We start from the raw sequence: 18657 nt of genomic DNA on the forward strand, positions 1-18657 counted from the left end.
CGCTACCGGATTGCGGGGCCGTTCGTTTTCGGCATCCGCGCTGCACCGGTGCTTGATATCGCCGTTGCTGGGCACCAGACTCAGGGCTAGTTCGACCCGGCTACACCTCCGATCCGCGCTCCGCACCGATCCACGAGGAGAAGAACCGTGTCCATCTATCTCTACCGGTGGGGCAAGCTGGCCTTTCGCCGCAAATGGATTGTGCTGCCCGTCTGGTTGCTGCTCTTCATGGTGCTCGCGGGGCTGGGATCCTCGTTGCAGAAGCCGATGACCGACGACTTCAGCATGCCGAACCTGCCCTCGGAACGGGCCACCGAGATCCTCGACAAGCACTTCCCCGGTATGTCGGAGGCGTTCGCGTTCGACGCGGTGACCGGCACCTATGTCGTGGGAGCGCCCGCGGGCCAGAAGCTCACCGACCCGGCCAACCGCGCCGCGATCGATGACCTGATCAGCAAGCTCGAGCAGCTCGACATCGTCGACCATGCCGAACCGATCGTGAATCCGATCACCGCGACCGAGGAAATGGGTTGTCTCACCGGGCAACCCGATCCGTCGACATGCAGTGGCGCGCCCCTGAATGTGCTGAACGAGACCGCACCCGAGACCGTCGCGTACTTCAGCGTCCCGTTCGCGATCAAGGACTTCGCCGACATCACCGCCGACGAACGCGACGCCGCCTACAACGCCGGCGACTCCGCCCGCGCGGCCGGGCTGACGGTCGAGATCAGCGGCACCATCGCGATGGAACAGGAGATGCCGAGCGGCAAGTCCGAGATGATCGGTATGGCCGTGGCATTGGTGGTGATGATCGTGGCGTTCGGCGCCATCGTCGCCGCGTTCGTGCCGATCATCACCGCGATTGTCGGCCTCGGCGCGGCGACCTCGCTGATCTTCCTGTCGACCTCGGTGCTGTCGGTGCCGAGCTTCACCACGTTCCTGGCCTCGATGATCGGCATCGCGCTCTCCATCGACTACGCGCTGTTCATCGTCTCGCGCTACAAACATGAACTGGCGGTGCAGGATTCCGCCGAGGAGGCGGCCGGTACCGCGTTGGGCACGGCGGGCTCGGCGGTGGTGTTCGCCGGGCTCACCGTGATCATCGCGCTGGTCGGGCTGAGCATCGTCGGGGTCAGGTTCCTGACGTTCATGGGTCTGGGTGGCGCCATCGCGGCGGCGTTCGCCGTGCTCACCGCCATCACCCTGATGCCCGCGCTGCTCGGCGCCTTCGGCAAGGCGCTGTTCAAGCCGAAGCTGCCGCTGATCGCCCAGCACGATCCCGAGGACGACAGTGTCGTCACCAACGGCACCCGGGTGGCCAGGGTGATCGCCAAGTTCCCCGCGGTCACGATGATCCTGGCCATCGTGGTGCTCGGCCTGCTCGCCGCACCGGCACTGAACCTGAACCTCGGCCTGCCGGGCGAGGACAGCCTGCCCAAGTCGACCACCGTCCGTAAGGCCTACGACCTGCGCACCGAAGGCTTCGGCGAGGGCAGCAACGGTGTCCTGCAGGTGGCCGTCGACCTCAGCGACACCCCTGCCGACCAGCGGCAGGCGGCGCTGAATGCCTTGCGCGACAAGCTGCAGTCCTACCCCGACATGGATCTGGTCACCGAGCCGCAGATGAGCAAGGACGGCGCGGGCGCCCTGATCAACGGCATACCCAAGACCGGGCCCAACGCGCAGTCGACGAAGGATCTGGTGCAGTCGGCGCGCGCTGCGGAATCCGATCTGAACGAGCAGTACAAGATGTCGTACGGCATCACCGGAACCACCGCCATCTACGCCGACATCGACCATGTCCTGTTGAGCAAGATCGTGCCGTACATGGCGATCGTGGCCGGCGCGGCGTTCATCCTGCTGATCCTGGTGTTCCGGTCCATCCTGGTCCCGCTCACCGCCGCGCTCGGCTTCCTGCTGTCGATGGGAGCCACCTTCGGCGCGACCGTGCTGATCTTCCAGGAGGGCGAACTCGGGCTGATCAAGGATCCCCATCCACTGGTGAGCTTCCTGCCGATCATGTTGATCGGCTTGGTGTTCGGCTTGGCCATGGACTACCAGGTGTTCCTGGTAACCCGGATGCGCGAGGAATACGTGCACGGCGCCGACCCCACCGAGGCCGTGATCAAGGGGTATCACCACGGAGCGCGCGTGGTGACCTCCGCGGCGATCATCATGATCTCGGTGTTCGGTTCGTTCCTGCTGGAATCCGATGTCACCGCCAAGTCGATGGGCTTCGCGCTGGCTGCGGGCGTGGCCCTGGACGCGTTCGTCGTCCGGATGGTGCTGATTCCCGCTTTGCTTGTGCTGCTGGGCAAGTGGGCGTGGTGGATGCCGAAGTGGCTGGACCGGATCGTGCCCGATATCGACATCGAGGGCTCGCGGCTGCGCGAGGTCCAGGCCGAACAGCGGCAGGTCGCGCCGCTACCGCAAGGCTGAGCGCCGACGGCCGGGGAACTCTGGTTTCCCGGCCGTTTCGCTACTGACTCGGTTGCGGCACTTGGCATTCGGTGACGCGCGGATTGAGCCCGATGTAGTTCGCGGGCCCCGCCGCGGCGGTGACCGCGATGGTCGCCCAGTCCGAACACTGCTTGGGCAGGTGCGCGAAGTGGTGGCGCTGGCCGGCCGCGAGCAGCCCGACAGCGACCCAGCCGAGCACGATGAGAACCAGAAGTTTTCCCCCGAGCCCGATCCCGGACTTCGCGGGTGGCGGCTGTCGCCCGCGCATAATCATCGTTCCTTCCCGGATTCGGTGTAACCCAGTCTATTACGCGAGGAATACACCGCAGGTCGGACGAGGTGAATACCCGACGACAGATCTTGCCGTTACCGGGTGGCCCGCGCTCCCCCGCACCGCGGCTTCCGGCTTTCGGGCCGAGCCGCGACAGGTGGGCGGATGCCGTGCCGGATCGCGTTCGCGGTGTGGATTCCGATGGCGAAGTCCTTCAGTTGCTTCAACATATCTCCATGGTCGGACTTCCGTGTCATCGGGAGAAGTGGCGTAGAAGACGACTATCGCTAAGATTTAGACATGAGGTCTGTCTCCGTGCTGGCGTACGACGGGATGACGGCGTTCGAAACCGGCATCGTCATCGAGGTCTTCGGCCTGACCTGGCCCGATATCGACCAGCCCTGGTACGAGCTGAAGATCTGCACCGAAACCCCCGAACCCGTCCACGTGATCGGCGGCGCGACCATGACCAGCCCCTATGGTCTCGCGGAATTCGCCGCCGCCGACACGGTCGTGGTCCCGAGCGTCGCCGACCCACGCGCGCGAACCTCCCCGGAGTTGATCGACGCGCTGCGCCGGGCGCACAGCAACGGCTCCCGGATCGTGTCGATCTGCTCCGGCGCGTTCGCCCTCGCCGCCGCGGGCCTGCTCGACGGCCGCCGGGCCACCACTCACTGGCGATACGCCGACCTGTTGCGCGAGCGCTACCCACTGGTCCAGGTCGACCCCGAACCCCTCTACACCGACGAAGGCGACATCCTGACCAGCGCGGGCTGCGCCGCCGGGCTGGACCTGGCGCTACACCTGGTTCGCAACGACCTCGGCGCGTCCGTCGCCAACGCCGTCGCCCGCCGCCTCGTCATCCAGCCCCACCGCGCGGGCGGCCAAGCTCAATACATCGAATCGCCCATGCCCCCCGAACCCCTCGACGCCCCCATCGCCCGCAGCCTCTCCTGGGCACTCGAACACCTCGCCGACCCGATCGGCGTACCCGATCTGGCCCGGGTCGCGGGCCTCTCACCGCGCACCTACCTGCGCCATTTCGTCCGGGAAACCGGGGCTACACCGAGCAAATGGCTGATCGCCCAGCGGATTCAGGCGGCACTGGCCATGCTCGAGACCGGCGACGCACCCATCGAGGAAATCGCGACCGCGGCCGGTTTCGCCACCCCGGTCACCTTCCGGCACCATTTCACGCGAGCCGTGCGGACCTCACCGTCGTCGTACCGGCGCGCGTTTCGGACAAGAAAAAGCCCCCCACCTGCGTGAACAAGTGAGGGGCTCTTGGCGGTGGCGGAGGGATTTGAACCCTCGGAGGGGGGTTACCCCTCACACGCTTTCGAGGCGTGCTCCTTAGGCCGCTCGGACACGCCACCGCCGACTACGGTACCGGAGTGGGTGCGAGATTGTTAAATCGGCTGGTCAGCGTTGGTTTTTGAAGAAGGTGTCGAGGAGGGCGACGCAGTCCGGTTCGAGGATGCCGCCGCGGACTTCGGGGCGGTGGTTGAGGCGGCGATCGCGGACGACGTCCCAGAGCGAGCCGACGGCACCGGTTTTGGGTTCCCAGGCGCCGAACACGACCTTGCCGATTCGCGCCAGGACCAGGGCGCCCGCGCACATCGTGCACGGCTCGAGGGTGACCGCGAGGGTCGCGCCTTCGAGTCGCCAGCCGTCGCCGTGGACTGCCGCGGCCGCGCGCAACGCCAGGACTTCGGCATGCGCGGTGGGGTCGCCCAGTGCTTCACGCGCGTTGGTGGCGCGGGCCAGTTCACGGCCTTGCGCGTCGAAGACGACGGCGCCGACCGGCACATCGCGCGGGTCGGCGTCGGCTGCGGCCGCCAGGGCGGCCCGCATCATCTCCTCGTCGGTCACCTCGGCATTTTGTCCAGGACCGCGGCGAATTCGTCGGCGAAACCGAGCCGCTGGGCGATCATGCCGAGCTGCTCGTCGGGGTAGAGGTCGGTGTCGGCGATGATCACGCTGAGAACCGGTTCGGGCAGGCCCAGGTCGGCCAGGACGCCCAGGTCGCCCTCTTCCCACGGTTCGACGTCGTCGAGATCGTCGGGGTCGATGTCGGGGATCTCGACATTGAGCGCGTCGAGGACGTCGGCGGCGATGTCGTAGTCGATCGCCGCGGTGGCGTCGGAGACGAGCAGCCGGGTGCCGCTCGGCGCGGGACGCAACACGATGAAGAATTCGTCGTCGACGTCGATCAGGCCGAACACCGCACCTGAGCTGCGCAAAGCCTTCAGTTCGGTCTCGGCGGCCGACAGATCGTGCAGGGCATCGGAGCTGAGCGGGCTGACCCGCCATGTACCTTCTTCGCGGACCACGGCCACTGCGAACCCTTCGACGTCGAAGTCGTCATCCGACGTCGCCCTGTTCGTGCCCGAGCGCTGTGCTGCCATGGACCAAACGGTAGTCTGTCCCACCCCTAATGATGAACTCGTGTGCCAATCTGTTCCGATGAGCATCGACGAGCGTGGGGCTGTGTGTGTCCTCGGGACCGGCCTGATCGGCGGTTCACTGCTGCGCGCCGCCGTCGCGGCGGGGTATCGGGCATTCGGCTACAACCGCTCCGAATCCGGCGTCTCCGCGGCGTGCCAGGACGGTTTCGAGGTGTCCGGCGACCTGTCCGCGGTGCTCGTGCGGGCTGCCGAGCTGGACGCGCTGCTGGTGATCGCGGTGCCGATGCCCGCGGTCGAACACCTGCTGGCCGACATCGCCGCGCTCGCGCCCCGGTGCCCGCTGACCGATGTGGTGAGCGTGAAGGGGCCGGTGCTGGACGCGGTGCGCAAGCACGGACTAGAGGCTCTGTACGTTGGCGGGCATCCGATGACAGGAACATCCCACTCTGGTTGGGCTGCCACTGATTCCGGCCTCTTCCAGGGTGCGGTGTGGGCGGTCGGAGTGGACGAGGGAACACGGGTGGATCCGTGGTCGCGGGTGGTGCGGCTCGCGCTGGACTGTGGTTCGGTGGTGGTTCCGGTGCTCGCCGAGGAGCACGATCGAGCTGTCGCGCGGATCTCGCACCTGCCGCATGTGCTGGCCGAAGCGCTGGCCGCGGCGGGGGCCGCGGGCGGGAAGCTGGCGCTCGGCCTGGCGGCGGGCTCGTTCCGCGACGGAACCCGCGTCGCGGGCACCGCGCCCGACCTCGTGCGCGCCATCTGCGAGCCGAACGCGGTCGCGCTGGAACGGGTGCTCGACGAGGCCATCGAGACACTCGTCACTGCCCGCGATTCCCTGCGCGCGGACAGCCGTCTCGGCGAACTCGTCGAGACGGGTTTCCGTGGCCGCACCGCCTACGACGACCGCACGACCTGGGACATCACCGGCATCACCCCCGGCGCCGACGACTGGCTCGGTGAGCTTCACCGCGCCGGTCGTGACGGTGGGGTGCTCCGCGCACTCTGAGTACTTCTCGCGAGATCAGGCGCGTTCGGCCAGCCCCGGGTAGTCGAGGACGAAGCCTTCCGGATCGACCGTCAAGGTGGCGCTCGAGACCGGCGAGAGGACGTTGATCCCGTCGGACGCGCTCGAGTAGGTGAGCTCGGCCTCCTGCACCAGCAGATCGGGTAGTCGCACGTAGACGACGGGGACCTGGACGTCGCCGACGGCGTTCTGCAGGCCGAACCGGCGGATCGGCAGGGTGTTGAAGAACGGGCTCAGCACCACGTCGACGTCGAGGGCGCCGCCGAAGGTGGAGCGCACGTGGGTGCCGCCCGCGTCGACGAGCCAGTAGTTCTCCTCGTCGCGCGAGATCGAGGCGTGGCGTTCACCGGCCGCCGTGGTGGTGCGCAGCGACAGCCGTCGCGTCGCGCCCGCTTCGTCGGTGACCAGGTCGTACGACGCGCTGAACGCCGGGTGCTCATCGCCGGCGCAGCCGATCATCCGGCCCGCCGCCCTGATCCGATTGCCGTTCACCGTCACCCGCACCGATTCCATGCGGGTGTTGTCGTGGGCACGCCAGGTGAGCACCGCAGGCCACCGGGAGGCAGGTCTGATCTCGGTGGGGCCGTCGGCCGGGCCCGGGGCTGGGGTCGTCACCTCTCTACGGTAAGCGACACCAGCCCCGGCGCCGCACAACACGGGCGCATCACACCAGCGAATCCCGCCATGCGGCGTGCAATCCTGCGAAGCGGCCCTGGCCCGCGATCAGCTCGGCCGGTGCGCCGTCCTCCACGATCCGGCCGCCGTCGAGCACCAGCACCCGGTCGGCAATGGCCACGGTGGACAGCCGGTGGGCGATGATCACGGCCGTGCGGTCGCGCAGCAGGGTCTCCAGCGCGTGCTGCACCAGCCGCTCGCCGGGGATATCCAGGCTGGAGGTGGCCTCGTCGAGGACGATCACCGCCGGATCGGCCAGGAACACCCGCGCGAACGCCACCAGCTGACGCTGGCCCGCCGAGAGCCTGCCACCGCGCGTGCGCACGTCGGTGGCGTAGCCGTCGGGAAGTCCGCCGACGAAGGCGTCGAGCCCCACCGCGCGCGCGGCCGCGGTGACCTCGGCGTCGGTCGCGTCGGGCCTGCCGAGCCGGATGTTGTCGGCGATGGTGCCGGAGAACAGGTATGCCTCCTGCGTGATCATCACGACGTGCCTGCGCAGCTCGACATCGGCCAGGTGGCGCAGATCCACGTCGTCGAGCGTGATCACGCCGCCGCTCGGGTCGTAGAACCGGGTGAGCAGTTTCGCCAGCGTCGACTTGCCCGCACCGGTGGCACCGACCAGCGCCACCACCTGTCCGGCCGGGATCTCCAGGTCGAATTCCGGCAGCACCGACGCGGTGTTGTAGCCGAACCAGACCTGGTCCATCCGCACCGCACCGGTCGCCCGCTCGAGTGTCACCGGGCGTTCGGGTTCGGCGACCGCCGGCTCCTCCTCGAGCACGCCGGAGATCTTCTCCAGCGCCGCGGCGGCGGACTGGTAGGAGTTGAACACCTGCGCGAGTTCGTCGAGGGGACCGTAGAACTGGTCGAGGTAGAGCAGGTACGCGGCGAGTACACCGATCGCGAGGTTGCCCTCCATCACCTGCCAGGCGCCGACCAGCAGCACGATCACCGTGGTCAGCTTGCCGATGAAGTTGGAGAGCCCGACGTAGTCGCCCATCCCGCGGACCGCGGTGGTCGTCGCCTTCTGGTACGCCGAATCCTCGACGCCGAGGACCTCCTCGTTGCGGTGTTCGCGCCGGAACGCCTGCACCGCGCGCATGCCGCTCATCGACTCGACGAACTGCACGACAACGCGCGAGATCGCCCCGCGGGTGCGCCGGTAGCCCGCCCGCTGACGCCGCTGCGCCCACCGGGTGACCAGCACCAGCGGCACGAACCCGATCAGCACGATCGAGGCGAGCAGCGGGTCGAGCCAGATCAGCAGGGCCGCGATGGTCACCACCGAGATCACCGCGCTCAGTGCCTGATTCAGCGCGCCTTCGAGCAGTTCCTGCAGTGCTTCGATATCGCTGGTGAGCCGGGTGACGACCTTGCCCGAGGTGTACTTCTCGTGGAACGACACGCTCAATCGCTGCGTGTGCCGGAACGCGCGCACCCGCAGGTCGAACAGCACCCGCTGACTCAGCCACCCGGAGGCCCGCAGGAAGGCGAAGGTGGTGAGTCCCGACAACAACGTCACCGCGACGAATCCGGCGACGGTCGCGATCATCGGCGTCCAATTGCCCTGGCGGCCTTGGCTGATGCCGTGGTCGAGCCCATAGGCGATGAACAGCGGCAGCGACACCTTGGCCGCGTTGTCGAGCAGGATCAGGACGAAGGTGAGAATCGCCTGCTTGCGGTAGGGCCGCACCAGATTGAGGAGCAATCGCCGGGATCGCCCGGCCAGCACCAGGTTTCCGGTGCCGGTGACGGCGTCGTCCTCTTTGGCGATACCGCGCCAGTCGGCCGCCAGATCGGACTTCTCCTCCGGCACATCCTTTTCCGTCGTCACCGTTTCGGTGCTCATGCTTCACCTCCCATCAGTTCGCGGTAGTGGCTGCTGGTGCGCAGCAGTTTCTCGTGGCTGCCCTCGGCGACGATGCGTCCGTCGGCGAGCAGCGCGACACGGTCGGCCAGCGCGGCAGTGGACGGCCGGTGCGCGACGAGCAGAGTAGTAGCGCCGGAGAGCACCGCCCGCAGCTGATCCTGCACGCGCTCTTCGGTTTCCACGTCCAGCGCCGACAGCGGGTCGTCGAGGACCATGATCCGGCCGTGGGCGGCGGTATCGCCGGTGAGCACAGCTCGGGCCAGGGCCAGACGCTGACGCTGTCCGCCCGACAGACTCATGCCCTGCTCACCGATGCGGGTGTCGAGCCCCCACGGCAACGCGTCGACGAATTCGCTCGCCTGCGCGATATCGAGCGCCTGCCGCACGTCGTCGTCGGTGGCACGCGCGTCGCCCAGTGCCACGTTCTCGCGCACACTGGCCGAGAACAGCACCGGTTCCTCGAAGGCCACCGTCACCACCCGGCGCAGCTGCGCCAGGCGCAGCGTGGCGGTGTCGACGCCGTCGATGGTGATCCGGCCCCCGCTGACGTCGTAGAGCCGGGGAATCAGTTCGAGCAGCGCGGTCTTGCCGCTGCCCGTCGCGCCGACGAGCGCGACCGTTTCCCCCGGCCGGATCCGCAGCGAGATCTCCTCCAGCACGGTGTGTTCCGGACCGTCCCCGGATCGCGGGTAGGCGAAGCGGACCCGGTCGATGACCAGTTCCCCGCGCAGCGGGTCAGGGAGTTCCGCCGGGTGCGGCGGGTCGGTGATGTCGAGCGGGGTGTCGATGATCTCCCAGAAGCGATCGGCGGCGGTGCGCGCCTCGAACAGCTCCGACAGCAGGAAGCCGAGCCAGATGATCGGCCACTGCAGGAACGTGGCCAGCGTGATGCTCGCGACCAGCGTGCCCATCGTCATCGAGCCGTGCACCACCGAGTAGCCACCCACCCCGAGTGACACCGCGATCGACACGGTCGGCAAGGTCACCAACGCCGCCCACAGCGTGGCGTCCAGGCGCACCTTCTCCATTTCCGTGCGTTGCAGCTCGCGCGAGAGCGCGGTGAAACGCATCCCGAAGAAGCGGCCGCGCCCCAGCGCCTTGAGCACCCGCACGCCCTGCGCCGATTCCTGGGCGATGGTGGCCAGGTCGCCGGACTGGTCCTGCGAACGCCGCGAGGCCACCTCGAAGCGGCGGACGAAGCGCGCGCAGAACAGCGTCAGCGGCAGGGAGGTCACCGTGAAGATCAGTCCCACTTGCCAGTTCATCGCGAACAACACGATCAGCCCGGTGGGCATGATCACCCCGTTGACGATGAGGAACGGACCGGCGAACGCGACGAACCGCCGCAGCACCGACAGATCGTCGATGGCGCGCGAGAGCAGCTGACCCGACTGCCAGCCGTCGTGGCGGCCGATCGCGAGGGCCTGCAATTGCGTGAAAAGCTTGGCGCGCATGGTGATTTCGAACATCGTCGAGGGCTTGGACACCAGCCATCGCCTGCCCCACATACCGAACGATTCGAGTGATCCGAGCAGGAAGATCAGCGCGACCGGCGCCAGCAGACCGACGAAATCGCGTCGCGCGATCGGCCCGTCGACCACCCGTGCGATGACGAGCGGAATCGCGATCGCGGTGCTCGCGGTGACGATCGCCAGCACGTTGGCCAGCAGCAGCGGCGCCCGGTACGGCCGGAGAAAGGGCAGAAATCGCCGCAGCGACCGCATTCCCCCACTCGGCTGCGGCGACGGCCGCTCCGATCTGTCGGCCTCCGATTCGGCGGCCGCCAGCTCTGATGTGACAGACAAAACTCCCCCTTGATGCCCGGTCGGCTGGTTGGGTTTCCGGTACGGACGCCAGGTGATGTTCGCACCGGGGTCCGACAAGTTCGGCCCATCAAGAGTCCCAGAGCACCCCCACCCCCGGCCACCGATTTTCCTCGGCCCGAGCCCACCCGTCTACCCCCTGCCGAGGCACGCGGCACCCGTCGTCGGGAAGGATTCGTTCGCGGCCCGCACCTGTTCAGGGGACCGATACAATTCGCCCCAGGCGCGAGGGAACGGGTCGCTGAAGAGCGGACCACCCGGTGGCCGCTAACCCGAGCGCGCCGGCGCTCCGAAAACACAGGAGTCTCGTTGTCGCGGATGGTCGGGTTGTTCGCCGGGATCGGCGGGCTCGAACTCGGTCTGAGCAGGCATGGTTGGGCGTCGGAGCTGCTGTGTGAGATCGATCCCGGCGCCCAGGGTGTGCTCGCGGCGCGGTTTCCCGACACCGACCTGCACGGCGACATCACCCGCCTGCGGTCGCTTCCCGCGGGCACCGAGCTGGTCGCCGCGGGTTTCCCGTGCCAGGACCTCTCCCAGGCCGGGCGCACCGCGGGCATCACCGGTCGTCGATCCGGCCTGGTCGACGAGGTGTTCCGCCTGGTTCGCAGGCAGCGCGGGCCGCGGTGGCTGTTGATCGAGAATGTCCCGTTCATGCTGCAGCTGGGTCGCGGCGCGGCCATGCGCCACATCACCGCCGCGCTGGAGGAGCTCGGGTACGCCTGGGCCTACCGGGTCGTCGACGGCCGCGCGTTCGGCTTGCCGCAACGGCGTCAGCGCGTGCTGATGCTGGCTTCGCGCACCGAGGACCCCCGCCAGGTGCTGTTCGGCGACGACGCCGGTCCCCGCGACTACGGCGATCCGGACTGCGATCCGTGCGGTTTCTACTGGACCGAGGGTGTGCGCGGCCTCGGCTGGGCGGTGAACGCGGTGCCGACCCTCAAGGGCGGTTCCGGTCTCGGCATCGCCAGCCCGCCCGCGGTCCGGTTGCCCGCGGGCGAGATCGTGACGCCGGGGATCGTCGACGGTGAACGATTACAGGGGTTCGACGCCGACTGGACCGCCCCCGCCCTCGATGTTCCCGGCGTGCGCCACGGTCATCGCTGGAAACTGGTGGGCAACGCGGTGAGCGTGCGGATGGCGAACTGGGTCGGCGAACGCCTGGCCGCGCCGTCGGACCCGCTGACCGTGGGCGAGCCGATAGCCGCGGGCCAGCCGTGGCCGAGCGCCGCCTGGGGTCACGCGGGCGTCGTGCACCGCGTTCCCCTCTCGACCTGGCCGGTCCACGAGCCCTACGAGGACCTGAAGAACTTCCTCACCGAGCCCCGCCTGCTCTCTCCCCGCGCGACGGCGGGATTCCTGCGTCGCACCGAGATGGGAAGCCTGCGCTTCCCGCCCGGATTCCTCGACGACGTCCGGGATCACCTCGACCGCATGGGCGGCTGGGCGGCATGAGCACGCGGCGGGCAGACAACCGGGAATCGCCCGACGAGTCCGCCGCCTCGTCGACGTCATCCGCTGCGCGCAAGCTCGTGACCGACGCCGCGACCAGCGCGCGCATGTCCAAGCAGCGACGCGCTGATACCGCTCCCGAGCTGGCACTACGCCGCGAATTGCACCGGGCGGGCCTGCGCTATTTCGTCGACCGTCCGCCCGTCAAAGGTCAGCGCCGTCGCGCGGATGTGGTGTTTCCGCGACTGCGCATCGCCGTCTACGTCGACGGCTGTTTCTGGCATCGCTGCCCTGAGCACGCGACCGACCCGAAGAACAACGCGCAGTGGTGGGCCGACAAACTGGCAGGCAATGTCGCTCGCGATCGGGCCACCGACATCGCGTTGACAGCGGCGGGCTGGGCGGTCGTCCGGGTGTGGGAGCACGAGGATCCGCAGGCGGCAGCCGAGCGGATCACCGCACTGGTGAAACGCTCCAAACCTGACCTGTGACTATCGAGTACTTCAGCGACGACGCGGACTGCGTTCGGCGCGAACCCGCACCCGTGCGCGCGACGCATCCGCCGCGACGAATCCGGACACGGCCAGCGCGAGGATCGTGGCAAAACCCGCCAGCGCGATCACGTAGCTCATCGAGGACCTCTCCGTTGGTTACCGACCACCCTGCACGGCGAACCTGACAGCAACCTGTGCGTGCCTGTGATGCCACGATGAAACCACGTCCCCGCTCTCGACGCGCCTGATCGGGGCGGTGGCGGCCGGACACGCACAATGGTCGGTGTGACCGAATTCGCACGGCACACCCGTGGCTACTCGTTGCTGATCGCGCTCGCTATCGCGATCGCGGGCCTGTGCTACTCGTCCTGGCTGCTGGAATTCGCGCTGCCGATCGACACCGACCCGGTCAACGACTTCCTCAGCGAACTCGACGCCGAGGGCAAGCCCTACCGCGAGGTCTTCGGCACCGCCGACAAAGTGGTCGGCCTGTTGCTGATCCCCGCGGCACTGGGTGGACTGCTCGTTTTCCGGCGCCGCCGGCTGACCACGATCGGCTGGACAGCCCTGTTGTGTTTCGGCGCGTCCACCATCGCCGACGCCCTGCTCCCGCTCCACGACTGCGCCCCGGGAGACAGCGCGTGCGGCGGCGACAGCGGGCTGTTTCCGCAACTGCATCAACCGCACGCGCTCACGAGCACGCTGGCCGTCACCTCGATCGCGGTGGCGGCGTTCGCCTTCAGCGCCGCCGCCTACCGGTACCACCGCTGGCGGATCCTGCGGGAATTCGGCGTCGCCGTGCTTGTTCTCGGGTCGGCGGCGACCATCTGGATGATGGTCGCCGACAACCTGTCCGGCTCCTACGCGCTCGGCATAGCCCAGCGAATCCAGGTCGGCACCATGTCGCTGTGGTTGCTCGCCCTGGCCACCGCGGTGCTCGTCGAAGCCCGCGAGTGGACTACTTGACGGTGATCTTCACCGTGTAGCCGTCGATCTTCGCCGGCAGCTTGGTGGTGTCCACCGCGAGCACCTCGCCGGTGTCCTGCGCACCGTTGGGCAGCGTCTTGGGCTTCAGCCCGAACGGGGGCTGTTCGCCCTGACTCGCGGCCAGGCCGAAGTCGCTGTCGTTGGCGATGTAGACGGTCTTGCCGCCGTCGAGGGTGGCGATGCCCTCGATCTTGTCGTGACCGAAGAACCGGCCCTTCTCGTCGAGTGCGGCGACCAGCGCGGAGAGGTCGAGGTTGCTCTTCTTCGCGACCGGGGTGACGCCCGCCTTGGTGAGCGCGGCGACGGCTTCGGTGGTCGGGGTGACCCCGATCAGCGTCTCCAGGGGCTTGCCGTCGATCAGCAGGCCGCCCTTCTCGGCGTCATAGGTCGCGCCCGGCACGGCGGACTGCGGGCCGACATCGGTCGCGCCCGCGATGTCGATGGTCCAGATCTTCTTGTCCGACTTGGGCGCGAGGTTGCCGTCACGCTCGTCGACCAGGAATGTGGTGGCGCTCAGCGCGGTGATCTCCGAGACCGCGACCTTCGACTGCTTCGGGTTTTCCAGCGGGTACAGGAATTCCTTCTGCGCCTTGGTCTTCAGGTCGACCGTCACGATCCGCGCGAACGGCACCTCCTTGGCCGAGCCGTTCAGGCCGGGGGTGTTGAGCGCGCTCTGCACCATGCCGACCAGGGTGCTGCCGTCGGGAGTGATGGTCAGCCCTTCCATGCCCTGGTTGGGTGTGCGCAGCGCGATCTCCTTCGGCAGGCCGCTGCCGGGCGCGAGCCGCTCCATCTCGGTGCCCGTGGCATCGAAATGCACCAGGAACGGACCGTATTCGTCGGAGATCCAGAAGGTGCCGTCGGCCAGTGCGACGAGGCCTTCGGGGTCGATGCCGTGATCGGTGGGCGGCAGGACAGTGCCCTGGATGTCCTTGATGGTCTCGCCGGTGCTCGCCGAGGTATCGACCTGCCCGTTGAACGGCACGCCCGACTTGCTCCGCAGCTCGATGCTCGACTGCAGCACGGCCTTGGTGTCGACCAACTTGAACCGGCCGATCTTGGGCACGAAATTCGGTGTGGGCGAGAGCTTCTCGTTCTTCGCCGGACCGTCGACGTTCGGGCCGCGGTCGGTGAGCCCGTAGAACTCGTCGGCGCTACCGGGCACCGCGGTCCAGGCCGAGCCGAACCCACTGCCCTGCACCGTGGTGCCACCGAACTCGCCGAGCACCGGAATGTCGGTCGTGTAGAGGCGAACCGCGTCGGTGGTGGTGACGGTGAACTGGTCGAGACCGGTGTAGCCCGCGCTCGGGGTGTAGACGTAGGCGCCGTCGGCGCGGCGGGTGACATTGCCGTGCTCGGGCTCGAGGCTGACCCCCAGCACCGCGCTGGTACCCGCCTTGGCGACCAGGTCGTCGAGCGAAATCACCAGCGGCTGGTCCTTGCCCGCGGTGAATTCGGCCGCGGACTCCGGCGACGAGCAGCCCGCGACCACGGCGGCGGCGCACAAGGCGGCGGTGAGAGGGAAAAGACGAAGACCTGGACGCACGTTCATTTGCCATGCATACCGTCGCGATCCGACCACGAGACGACCGGGAAATGAATTGTCCTCCACCACTCGGTGGACCATTCTGGCAATCATGACCACAACTCGGGTGAACATTTCCTCAGCCTCCGATTTCGAAGATGTCGTCGGGTATTCGCGGGCGGTGCGGGTCGGCAACCAGGTCGTCGTCAGCGGCACCACCGCCGCTGTCGCCGGTGGTGGCGCTGTCGGCGGCGACGATATCGGCGCCCAGACCCGCGAGGTCCTGGCTCGCATCGCCACCGCGCTAGAGCAGGCCGGGGCAAGCGTGCGCGATGTGGTGCGCACGCGCATGTTCGTCACCGATATCGCCCGCTGGCCCGAGGTCGCGGCCGCCCACGCCGAGGTGTTCGGCACGGTCCGCCCCGCCGCATCGATGTACGAGGTCACCGCGCTGATCGCGTCTGACCTGCTGGTGGAGATCGAAGCCGACGCGATCATCGACGACGGCGCACTACCCTCGAAGCCGTGACCAGCGAAACGGCAACGCCCACCGACCTGCTCGATCAGGTCGCCGCCTCCACCGCGCGCTTCGACGCCGCCATCGGCACACTCACCGATACGACGTTGGCCGGACCGTCCCTGTTACCGGGGTGGACCCGCGGTCATGTGCTGGCCCACATGTCACGCAATGCCGACAGCCTGTTGAACCTGCTGCTGTGGGCACGCACCGGCATCGAGATGCCGCAGTATCCGAGCGTCGCCGTTCGTGATGCCGATATCGAGGCAGGAGCACCCCGCCCGCTGCCCGTGCAGCACGCGGACTTCACCGCTACCGCGCACCGCTGGCAGGCCGTCGCCACCACCATGCCCGCCGCCGACTGGCAGGCCGAGGTCCGCAACCGCCAGGGCGGCACCCTCACCGCCGACCAGATCCCCTGGATGCGCTTGCGCGAGACCGAGATCCACCACGTGGACCTCGACGTGGGCTACACCCCCGCCGATTGGCCTGCCCCGTTCGTCGCTCGGCTTCTTCCCGAGACCGTCGCCGATCTCTCCGCCAAGCTCCTTCCCGAAGCCACCCCCACCTTCGACATCCAGTCCACCGACACAGATTTCATCGCCACCGTCGGCCCTGGACGCCCCCACCACACCGTCCTCGGACCCGCCACCGCCCTCCTCGGCTGGCTGGTCGGCCGCACCTCGGGTAGCGACCTGACCGGCCCCCTGCCGCCACTGCCTGCCTGGAAGTAGTCAGGAGTCAGCGAATGCCGATCTTCGGATCGGTGAATCGGTTGGTGAAGATCTCGCCCGCTGTCAGCGCCGGTGGGATCGCGGCTCCGCCTGCCACCAGGATCGGCCGCAGCTCGTCGAGGTTGCGCTGGGTTCGAGCCTGCTCGTAGGTGCCGAAGGAGCCGTCGGCCTCGTTGGCCAACAGACCGAGCTCGACGAGCTGCTTCGCGGCGAACTCGGCTTCACCGGCCGGGTACGGAGTGAATGCCGGTGTGCGGGAGACGATATCGACGACCTTGGCATTGGTGTCGGCCGGTGCGGCGGCGAAGTCGGCGCCGGACTGCTGCACGATCGGTACCAACTTGGCCAGGCACGGTGCCAGTCCGTCGAGCTTGTCGGCACGCACGGTGAGATTCGAGGCGTAGGTGTCGAAGCCGGAGTTCTTGATCAGGTCGTAGGCCACCGGCTTGTTCCAGGCACGGGCCTCGTGCTCGTAGACGTACGGTTCCGCGCTGGCGAAACCCTGCTGGGCGATCGTGGTGTCGGCGACGAAACGGGCTGGGGCGCCGTCGTATCCGGTATCGATCTGCGACTGTTTCAGCAGGCCCTTGGCCACCAGCCACTGCGGAAAGATCTGCTCCTTCGACACGACGACGGGCGCGTTCGAGCGGCCGATGTCGGTGATCGAACGCCAGTCCGGGTGACTCACCGGATCCCACATCAGAATGGACGGGCTGTATTTCAGCAGCGGGGTGACGGCGACGACAGACTTGGCGGCACTCGCCGCGATCACCTGCTCGCCGTGTACCACCCCGAGCGTGACAGTGTCGTCTACGTACATGCGCGAGGGGACGGACTGGAACCCGATCGCGGGCCCGCCCGCTCGCAGCTGCAACCGCACGCCGGTGTCCTTACCACCTGCCACCAGCGGCCCTTCGACCGATTTGGTCTCCTCGTCCACGCGGTACCCGGGGCCGAGCAGCTGGAACAACCCGCCCTGATCGGACTGCGGCTGCCACTGCAGCTGAATGGTGACCGTGTCCGGGCACACCCCACGCAGAGTCTGCGCGGGCGCGGCGGGTTCGAGCGCGACAGCGGCGCCACCCTGATCCGCGGAATCGGTGCCGCAACCGGCGACGGCGAGCAGCGCCGCCAACAGCACTGCCCCCGAGGTCGCGGCGCGCCTGGGGTGTCGGTGGTTCTGCATGTCGTCCTCCTCGTCGTCGCGCCCTTCTGCGCAACATCTACATGCAACTTCCGGTCGGTTTCCAGCCCGTTACGTGCTCACTACATGTCTGCTCTTCCCTCCGTTCTGTAATGCGGAGGCAATACATGCAATAGACCCTGAAGAGATGACGCCCCCGTTCACCGTCCCCACCATCGACATCACTCCCTTTCTGACCGACACCGACGATGCCGGTCGCGCGGCGGTCGCCGCCGAAATCGACACCGCTTGCCGCGAGGTCGGCTTCATGCAGATCGTCGGCCATGCCATCCCCGACGAGGTACTCGCCGGGCTCACCGACGCGCTCGACGAGTTCTTCGCACTGCCACTCGACATCAAGAAGCGCTACCGCCGCTCCACCTCGGAGAACCGTGGCTACTCGCCGCCGAGGTCGGAATCGCTGAGCCTGAGTCTGGGACTGCCCACGGCGAATCAGATGAACGACTTCTACGAGGCCTTCATCGTCGGCACCCAGTTCACCGATTTCCCCGGCCTCGACCTACCCGCCTCGTCGTATGCCGCCAACAATTGGCCCGAGGCCGCTCCGGGCTTCCGTCCCGCGATCGACACCTACTTCGCCCACGCACAGCGGCTGTCGCGAATCCTGTTGCGCGCCTTCGCCGCAGCCCTGCGGCTACCCGCCGACTACTTCGACACCCTCACCGACCATTCCATCGACGCGCTGAAGATGAACAACTACGCCCTGCCCGAGGGCGAACTGCGCCTCGACGGCGACATGACCGGCATGGGCGCGCACACCGACTTCGGCATCCTCACCATCCTGTGGGCCGACCGCGTCCCCGGTCTCCAGGTGCTCGACGAACACGGCCACTGGCACAACGTGCAGCCCGCGGAAGGAGCCCTGCTGATCAACCTCGGCGACGCGATGGCCCGCTGGACCAACGACCGCTGGATGTCCACCCTCCACCGCGTGGATCCGCCGATCATCGACGGCCACATCCGCCGCCGGCGCTCCGCCGCCTTCTTCTTCGACGGCAACCACGACGCGGTGATCCAAGCCCTCCCCGGCACCCTCGCCCCCGGCGAACAGGGCTACCCCCCGATCACCGTCGCCGAGAACATCAACGCGAAAGTCGCCGGTCTCAAAGGAATAGCCACCCCCGCCCCGACCGCCCGCGAAACCGCCAGAGTCCTGGCAGCGACCAGCCCGGATTGACCACAGCCCCCCACGAAAAAAAATCGACCCCGTATCTGC

The 18657-nt window shown here is 67.9% G+C and carries 18 protein-coding genes and 1 tRNA gene; 9 read left to right on the plus strand and 10 right to left on the minus strand.

The window, feature by feature from the left end:
- Positions 1–147 precede the first annotated feature (147 nt).
- Complete coding sequence (locus tag ACWF99_RS18500; protein ID WP_452536948.1) at positions 148–2439, plus strand: MMPL family transporter; 2292 nt, start codon at positions 148–150, stop codon at positions 2437–2439.
- 40 nt (positions 2440–2479) lie between these two features.
- On the opposite strand, the gene ACWF99_RS18505 is transcribed toward ACWF99_RS18500, so the two are convergent.
- Entirely contained in the window at positions 2480–2728 is a 249-nt protein-coding gene (locus ACWF99_RS18505) for a hypothetical protein (protein ID WP_378638529.1), read from the minus strand.
- 303 nt (positions 2729–3031) lie between these two features.
- On the opposite strand from ACWF99_RS18505, the gene ACWF99_RS18510 reads away from it, so the two are divergent.
- Positions 3032–4000: a GlxA family transcriptional regulator gene (locus tag ACWF99_RS18510; RefSeq protein WP_452536949.1), complete on the plus strand. Its 969-nt coding sequence runs from the start codon at positions 3032–3034 to the stop codon at positions 3998–4000.
- Positions 4001–4016: 16 nt separating this feature from the next.
- Here the strand turns inward: ACWF99_RS18510 and ACWF99_RS18515 are convergent.
- From ACWF99_RS18515 to ACWF99_RS18525, 3 genes are all read right to left on the minus strand, one after another.
- Positions 4017–4107, minus strand: a tRNA-Ser gene (locus tag ACWF99_RS18515).
- A 46-nt stretch (positions 4108–4153) separates the two neighbouring features.
- Positions 4154–4588: a nucleoside deaminase gene (locus tag ACWF99_RS18520; RefSeq protein ID WP_378638685.1), complete on the minus strand. Its 435-nt coding sequence runs from the start codon at positions 4586–4588 to the stop codon at positions 4154–4156.
- Between the two features lie 11 nt (positions 4589–4599).
- Positions 4600–5139 (minus strand): tRNA adenosine deaminase-associated protein, encoded by a 540-nt coding sequence (locus tag ACWF99_RS18525; protein WP_378638527.1) that lies wholly within the window; start codon positions 5137–5139, stop codon positions 4600–4602.
- Between the two features lie 58 nt (positions 5140–5197).
- Here ACWF99_RS18525 and ACWF99_RS18530 point away from each other — a divergent pair, with 58 nt between their 5' ends.
- The gene (locus ACWF99_RS18530) at positions 5198–6145 is read left to right on the plus strand and encodes a prephenate dehydrogenase (RefSeq protein ID WP_452536950.1); all 948 of its coding nucleotides are present in this window, start codon (positions 5198–5200) and stop codon (positions 6143–6145) included.
- Positions 6146–6160: 15 nt separating this feature from the next.
- Here ACWF99_RS18530 and ACWF99_RS18535 read toward each other — a convergent pair whose 3' ends face one another.
- The 3 genes from ACWF99_RS18535 to ACWF99_RS18545 are packed head-to-tail and all read right to left on the minus strand — an operon-like array spanning position 6161 to position 10513.
- Positions 6161–6778 carry a putative glycolipid-binding domain-containing protein gene (locus ACWF99_RS18535; protein ID WP_378638524.1) on the minus strand — a complete coding sequence of 206 codons (618 nt, stop codon included), beginning with the start codon at positions 6776–6778 and terminating at the stop codon, positions 6161–6163.
- A 49-nt stretch (positions 6779–6827) separates the two neighbouring features.
- Positions 6828–8687, minus strand: coding sequence for an ABC transporter ATP-binding protein (locus tag ACWF99_RS18540; protein WP_452536951.1), 1860 nt, complete (start codon positions 8685–8687; stop codon positions 6828–6830).
- The gene (locus ACWF99_RS18545; RefSeq protein ID WP_452536952.1) at positions 8684–10513 is read right to left on the minus strand and encodes an ABC transporter ATP-binding protein; all 1830 of its coding nucleotides are present in this window, start codon (positions 10511–10513) and stop codon (positions 8684–8686) included. The genes ACWF99_RS18540 and ACWF99_RS18545 overlap by 4 nt, the downstream gene beginning before the upstream one ends.
- 336 nt (positions 10514–10849) lie before the next feature.
- Here ACWF99_RS18545 and ACWF99_RS18550 point away from each other — a divergent pair, with 336 nt between their 5' ends.
- Positions 10850–11983 carry a DNA cytosine methyltransferase gene (locus ACWF99_RS18550; RefSeq protein ID WP_378638684.1) on the plus strand — a complete coding sequence of 378 codons (1134 nt, stop codon included), beginning with the start codon at positions 10850–10852 and terminating at the stop codon, positions 11981–11983.
- Positions 11980–12471: a very short patch repair endonuclease gene (locus tag ACWF99_RS18555; protein WP_452536953.1), complete on the plus strand. Its 492-nt coding sequence runs from the start codon at positions 11980–11982 to the stop codon at positions 12469–12471. Before ACWF99_RS18550 ends, ACWF99_RS18555 begins: the two co-directional genes overlap by 4 nt.
- Positions 12472–12483: 12 nt before the next feature.
- On the opposite strand, the gene ACWF99_RS18560 is transcribed toward ACWF99_RS18555, so the two are convergent.
- Entirely contained in the window at positions 12484–12612 is a 129-nt protein-coding gene (locus ACWF99_RS18560) for a hypothetical protein (RefSeq protein ID WP_378638519.1), read from the minus strand.
- A 147-nt stretch (positions 12613–12759) separates the two neighbouring features.
- On the opposite strand from ACWF99_RS18560, the gene ACWF99_RS18565 reads away from it, so the two are divergent.
- Entirely contained in the window at positions 12760–13440 is a 681-nt protein-coding gene (locus ACWF99_RS18565) for a DUF998 domain-containing protein (protein WP_452536954.1), read from the plus strand.
- Here ACWF99_RS18565 and ACWF99_RS18570 read toward each other — a convergent pair.
- Positions 13433–15013, minus strand: a complete 1581-nt coding sequence (locus ACWF99_RS18570) for an esterase-like activity of phytase family protein (protein WP_452536955.1) — start codon at positions 15011–15013, stop codon at positions 13433–13435. The two genes, ACWF99_RS18565 and ACWF99_RS18570, sit on opposite strands and share 8 nt — an antisense overlap.
- Before the next feature lie 85 nt (positions 15014–15098).
- On the opposite strand from ACWF99_RS18570, the gene ACWF99_RS18575 reads away from it, so the two are divergent.
- Together ACWF99_RS18575 and ACWF99_RS18580 are read left to right on the plus strand one after the other, a co-directional pair.
- Positions 15099–15515, plus strand: a complete 417-nt coding sequence (locus ACWF99_RS18575) for a Rid family hydrolase (RefSeq protein ID WP_452536956.1) — start codon at positions 15099–15101, stop codon at positions 15513–15515.
- On the plus strand, positions 15512–16237 hold the full coding sequence (locus ACWF99_RS18580) for a maleylpyruvate isomerase family mycothiol-dependent enzyme (protein ID WP_452536957.1): 726 nt from the start codon (positions 15512–15514) through the stop codon (positions 16235–16237). Before ACWF99_RS18575 ends, ACWF99_RS18580 begins: the two co-directional genes overlap by 4 nt.
- Before the next feature lie 7 nt (positions 16238–16244).
- Here the strand turns inward: ACWF99_RS18580 and ACWF99_RS18585 are convergent, their stop codons facing one another.
- Complete coding sequence (locus ACWF99_RS18585; RefSeq protein ID WP_452536958.1) at positions 16245–17423, minus strand: nitrate ABC transporter substrate-binding protein; 1179 nt, start codon at positions 17421–17423, stop codon at positions 16245–16247.
- Between the two features lie 145 nt (positions 17424–17568).
- On the opposite strand from ACWF99_RS18585, the gene ACWF99_RS18590 reads away from it, so the two are divergent.
- Entirely contained in the window at positions 17569–18618 is a 1050-nt protein-coding gene (locus ACWF99_RS18590; protein ID WP_452536959.1) for an isopenicillin N synthase family dioxygenase, read from the plus strand.
- The last annotated feature ends 39 nt before the right edge of the window (positions 18619–18657 follow it).

The organism is Nocardia sp. NPDC055002 (genome assembly GCF_053608825.1).

Excerpts from the sequence above, each read along its gene's own strand:
- ACWF99_RS18505 (WP_378638529.1), bottom strand. The coding sequence starts at position 2,728 with ATGCGCGGGCGACAGCCGCCACCCGCGAAGTCCGGGATCGGGCTCGGG.
- ACWF99_RS18510 (WP_452536949.1), top strand. The coding sequence starts at position 3,032 with ATGAGGTCTGTCTCCGTGCTGGCGTACGACGGGATGACGGCGTTCGAA.
- ACWF99_RS18520 (WP_378638685.1), bottom strand. The coding sequence starts at position 4,588 with ATGATGCGGGCCGCCCTGGCGGCCGCAGCCGACGCCGACCCGCGCGAT.
- ACWF99_RS18525 (WP_378638527.1), bottom strand. The coding sequence starts at position 5,139 with ATGGCAGCACAGCGCTCGGGCACGAACAGGGCGACGTCGGATGACGAC.
- ACWF99_RS18530 (WP_452536950.1), top strand. The coding sequence starts at position 5,198 with ATGAGCATCGACGAGCGTGGGGCTGTGTGTGTCCTCGGGACCGGCCTG.
- ACWF99_RS18540 (WP_452536951.1), bottom strand. The coding sequence starts at position 8,687 with ATGAGCACCGAAACGGTGACGACGGAAAAGGATGTGCCGGAGGAGAAG.
- ACWF99_RS18550 (WP_378638684.1), top strand. The coding sequence starts at position 10,850 with ATGGTCGGGTTGTTCGCCGGGATCGGCGGGCTCGAACTCGGTCTGAGC.
- ACWF99_RS18555 (WP_452536953.1), top strand. The coding sequence starts at position 11,980 with ATGAGCACGCGGCGGGCAGACAACCGGGAATCGCCCGACGAGTCCGCC.
- ACWF99_RS18560 (WP_378638519.1), bottom strand. The coding sequence starts at position 12,612 with ATGAGCTACGTGATCGCGCTGGCGGGTTTTGCCACGATCCTCGCGCTG.
- ACWF99_RS18570 (WP_452536955.1), bottom strand. The coding sequence starts at position 15,013 with ATGAACGTGCGTCCAGGTCTTCGTCTTTTCCCTCTCACCGCCGCCTTG.
- ACWF99_RS18575 (WP_452536956.1), top strand. The coding sequence starts at position 15,099 with ATGACCACAACTCGGGTGAACATTTCCTCAGCCTCCGATTTCGAAGAT.
- ACWF99_RS18585 (WP_452536958.1), bottom strand. The coding sequence starts at position 17,423 with ATGCAGAACCACCGACACCCCAGGCGCGCCGCGACCTCGGGGGCAGTG.
- ACWF99_RS18590 (WP_452536959.1), top strand. The coding sequence starts at position 17,569 with ATGACGCCCCCGTTCACCGTCCCCACCATCGACATCACTCCCTTTCTG.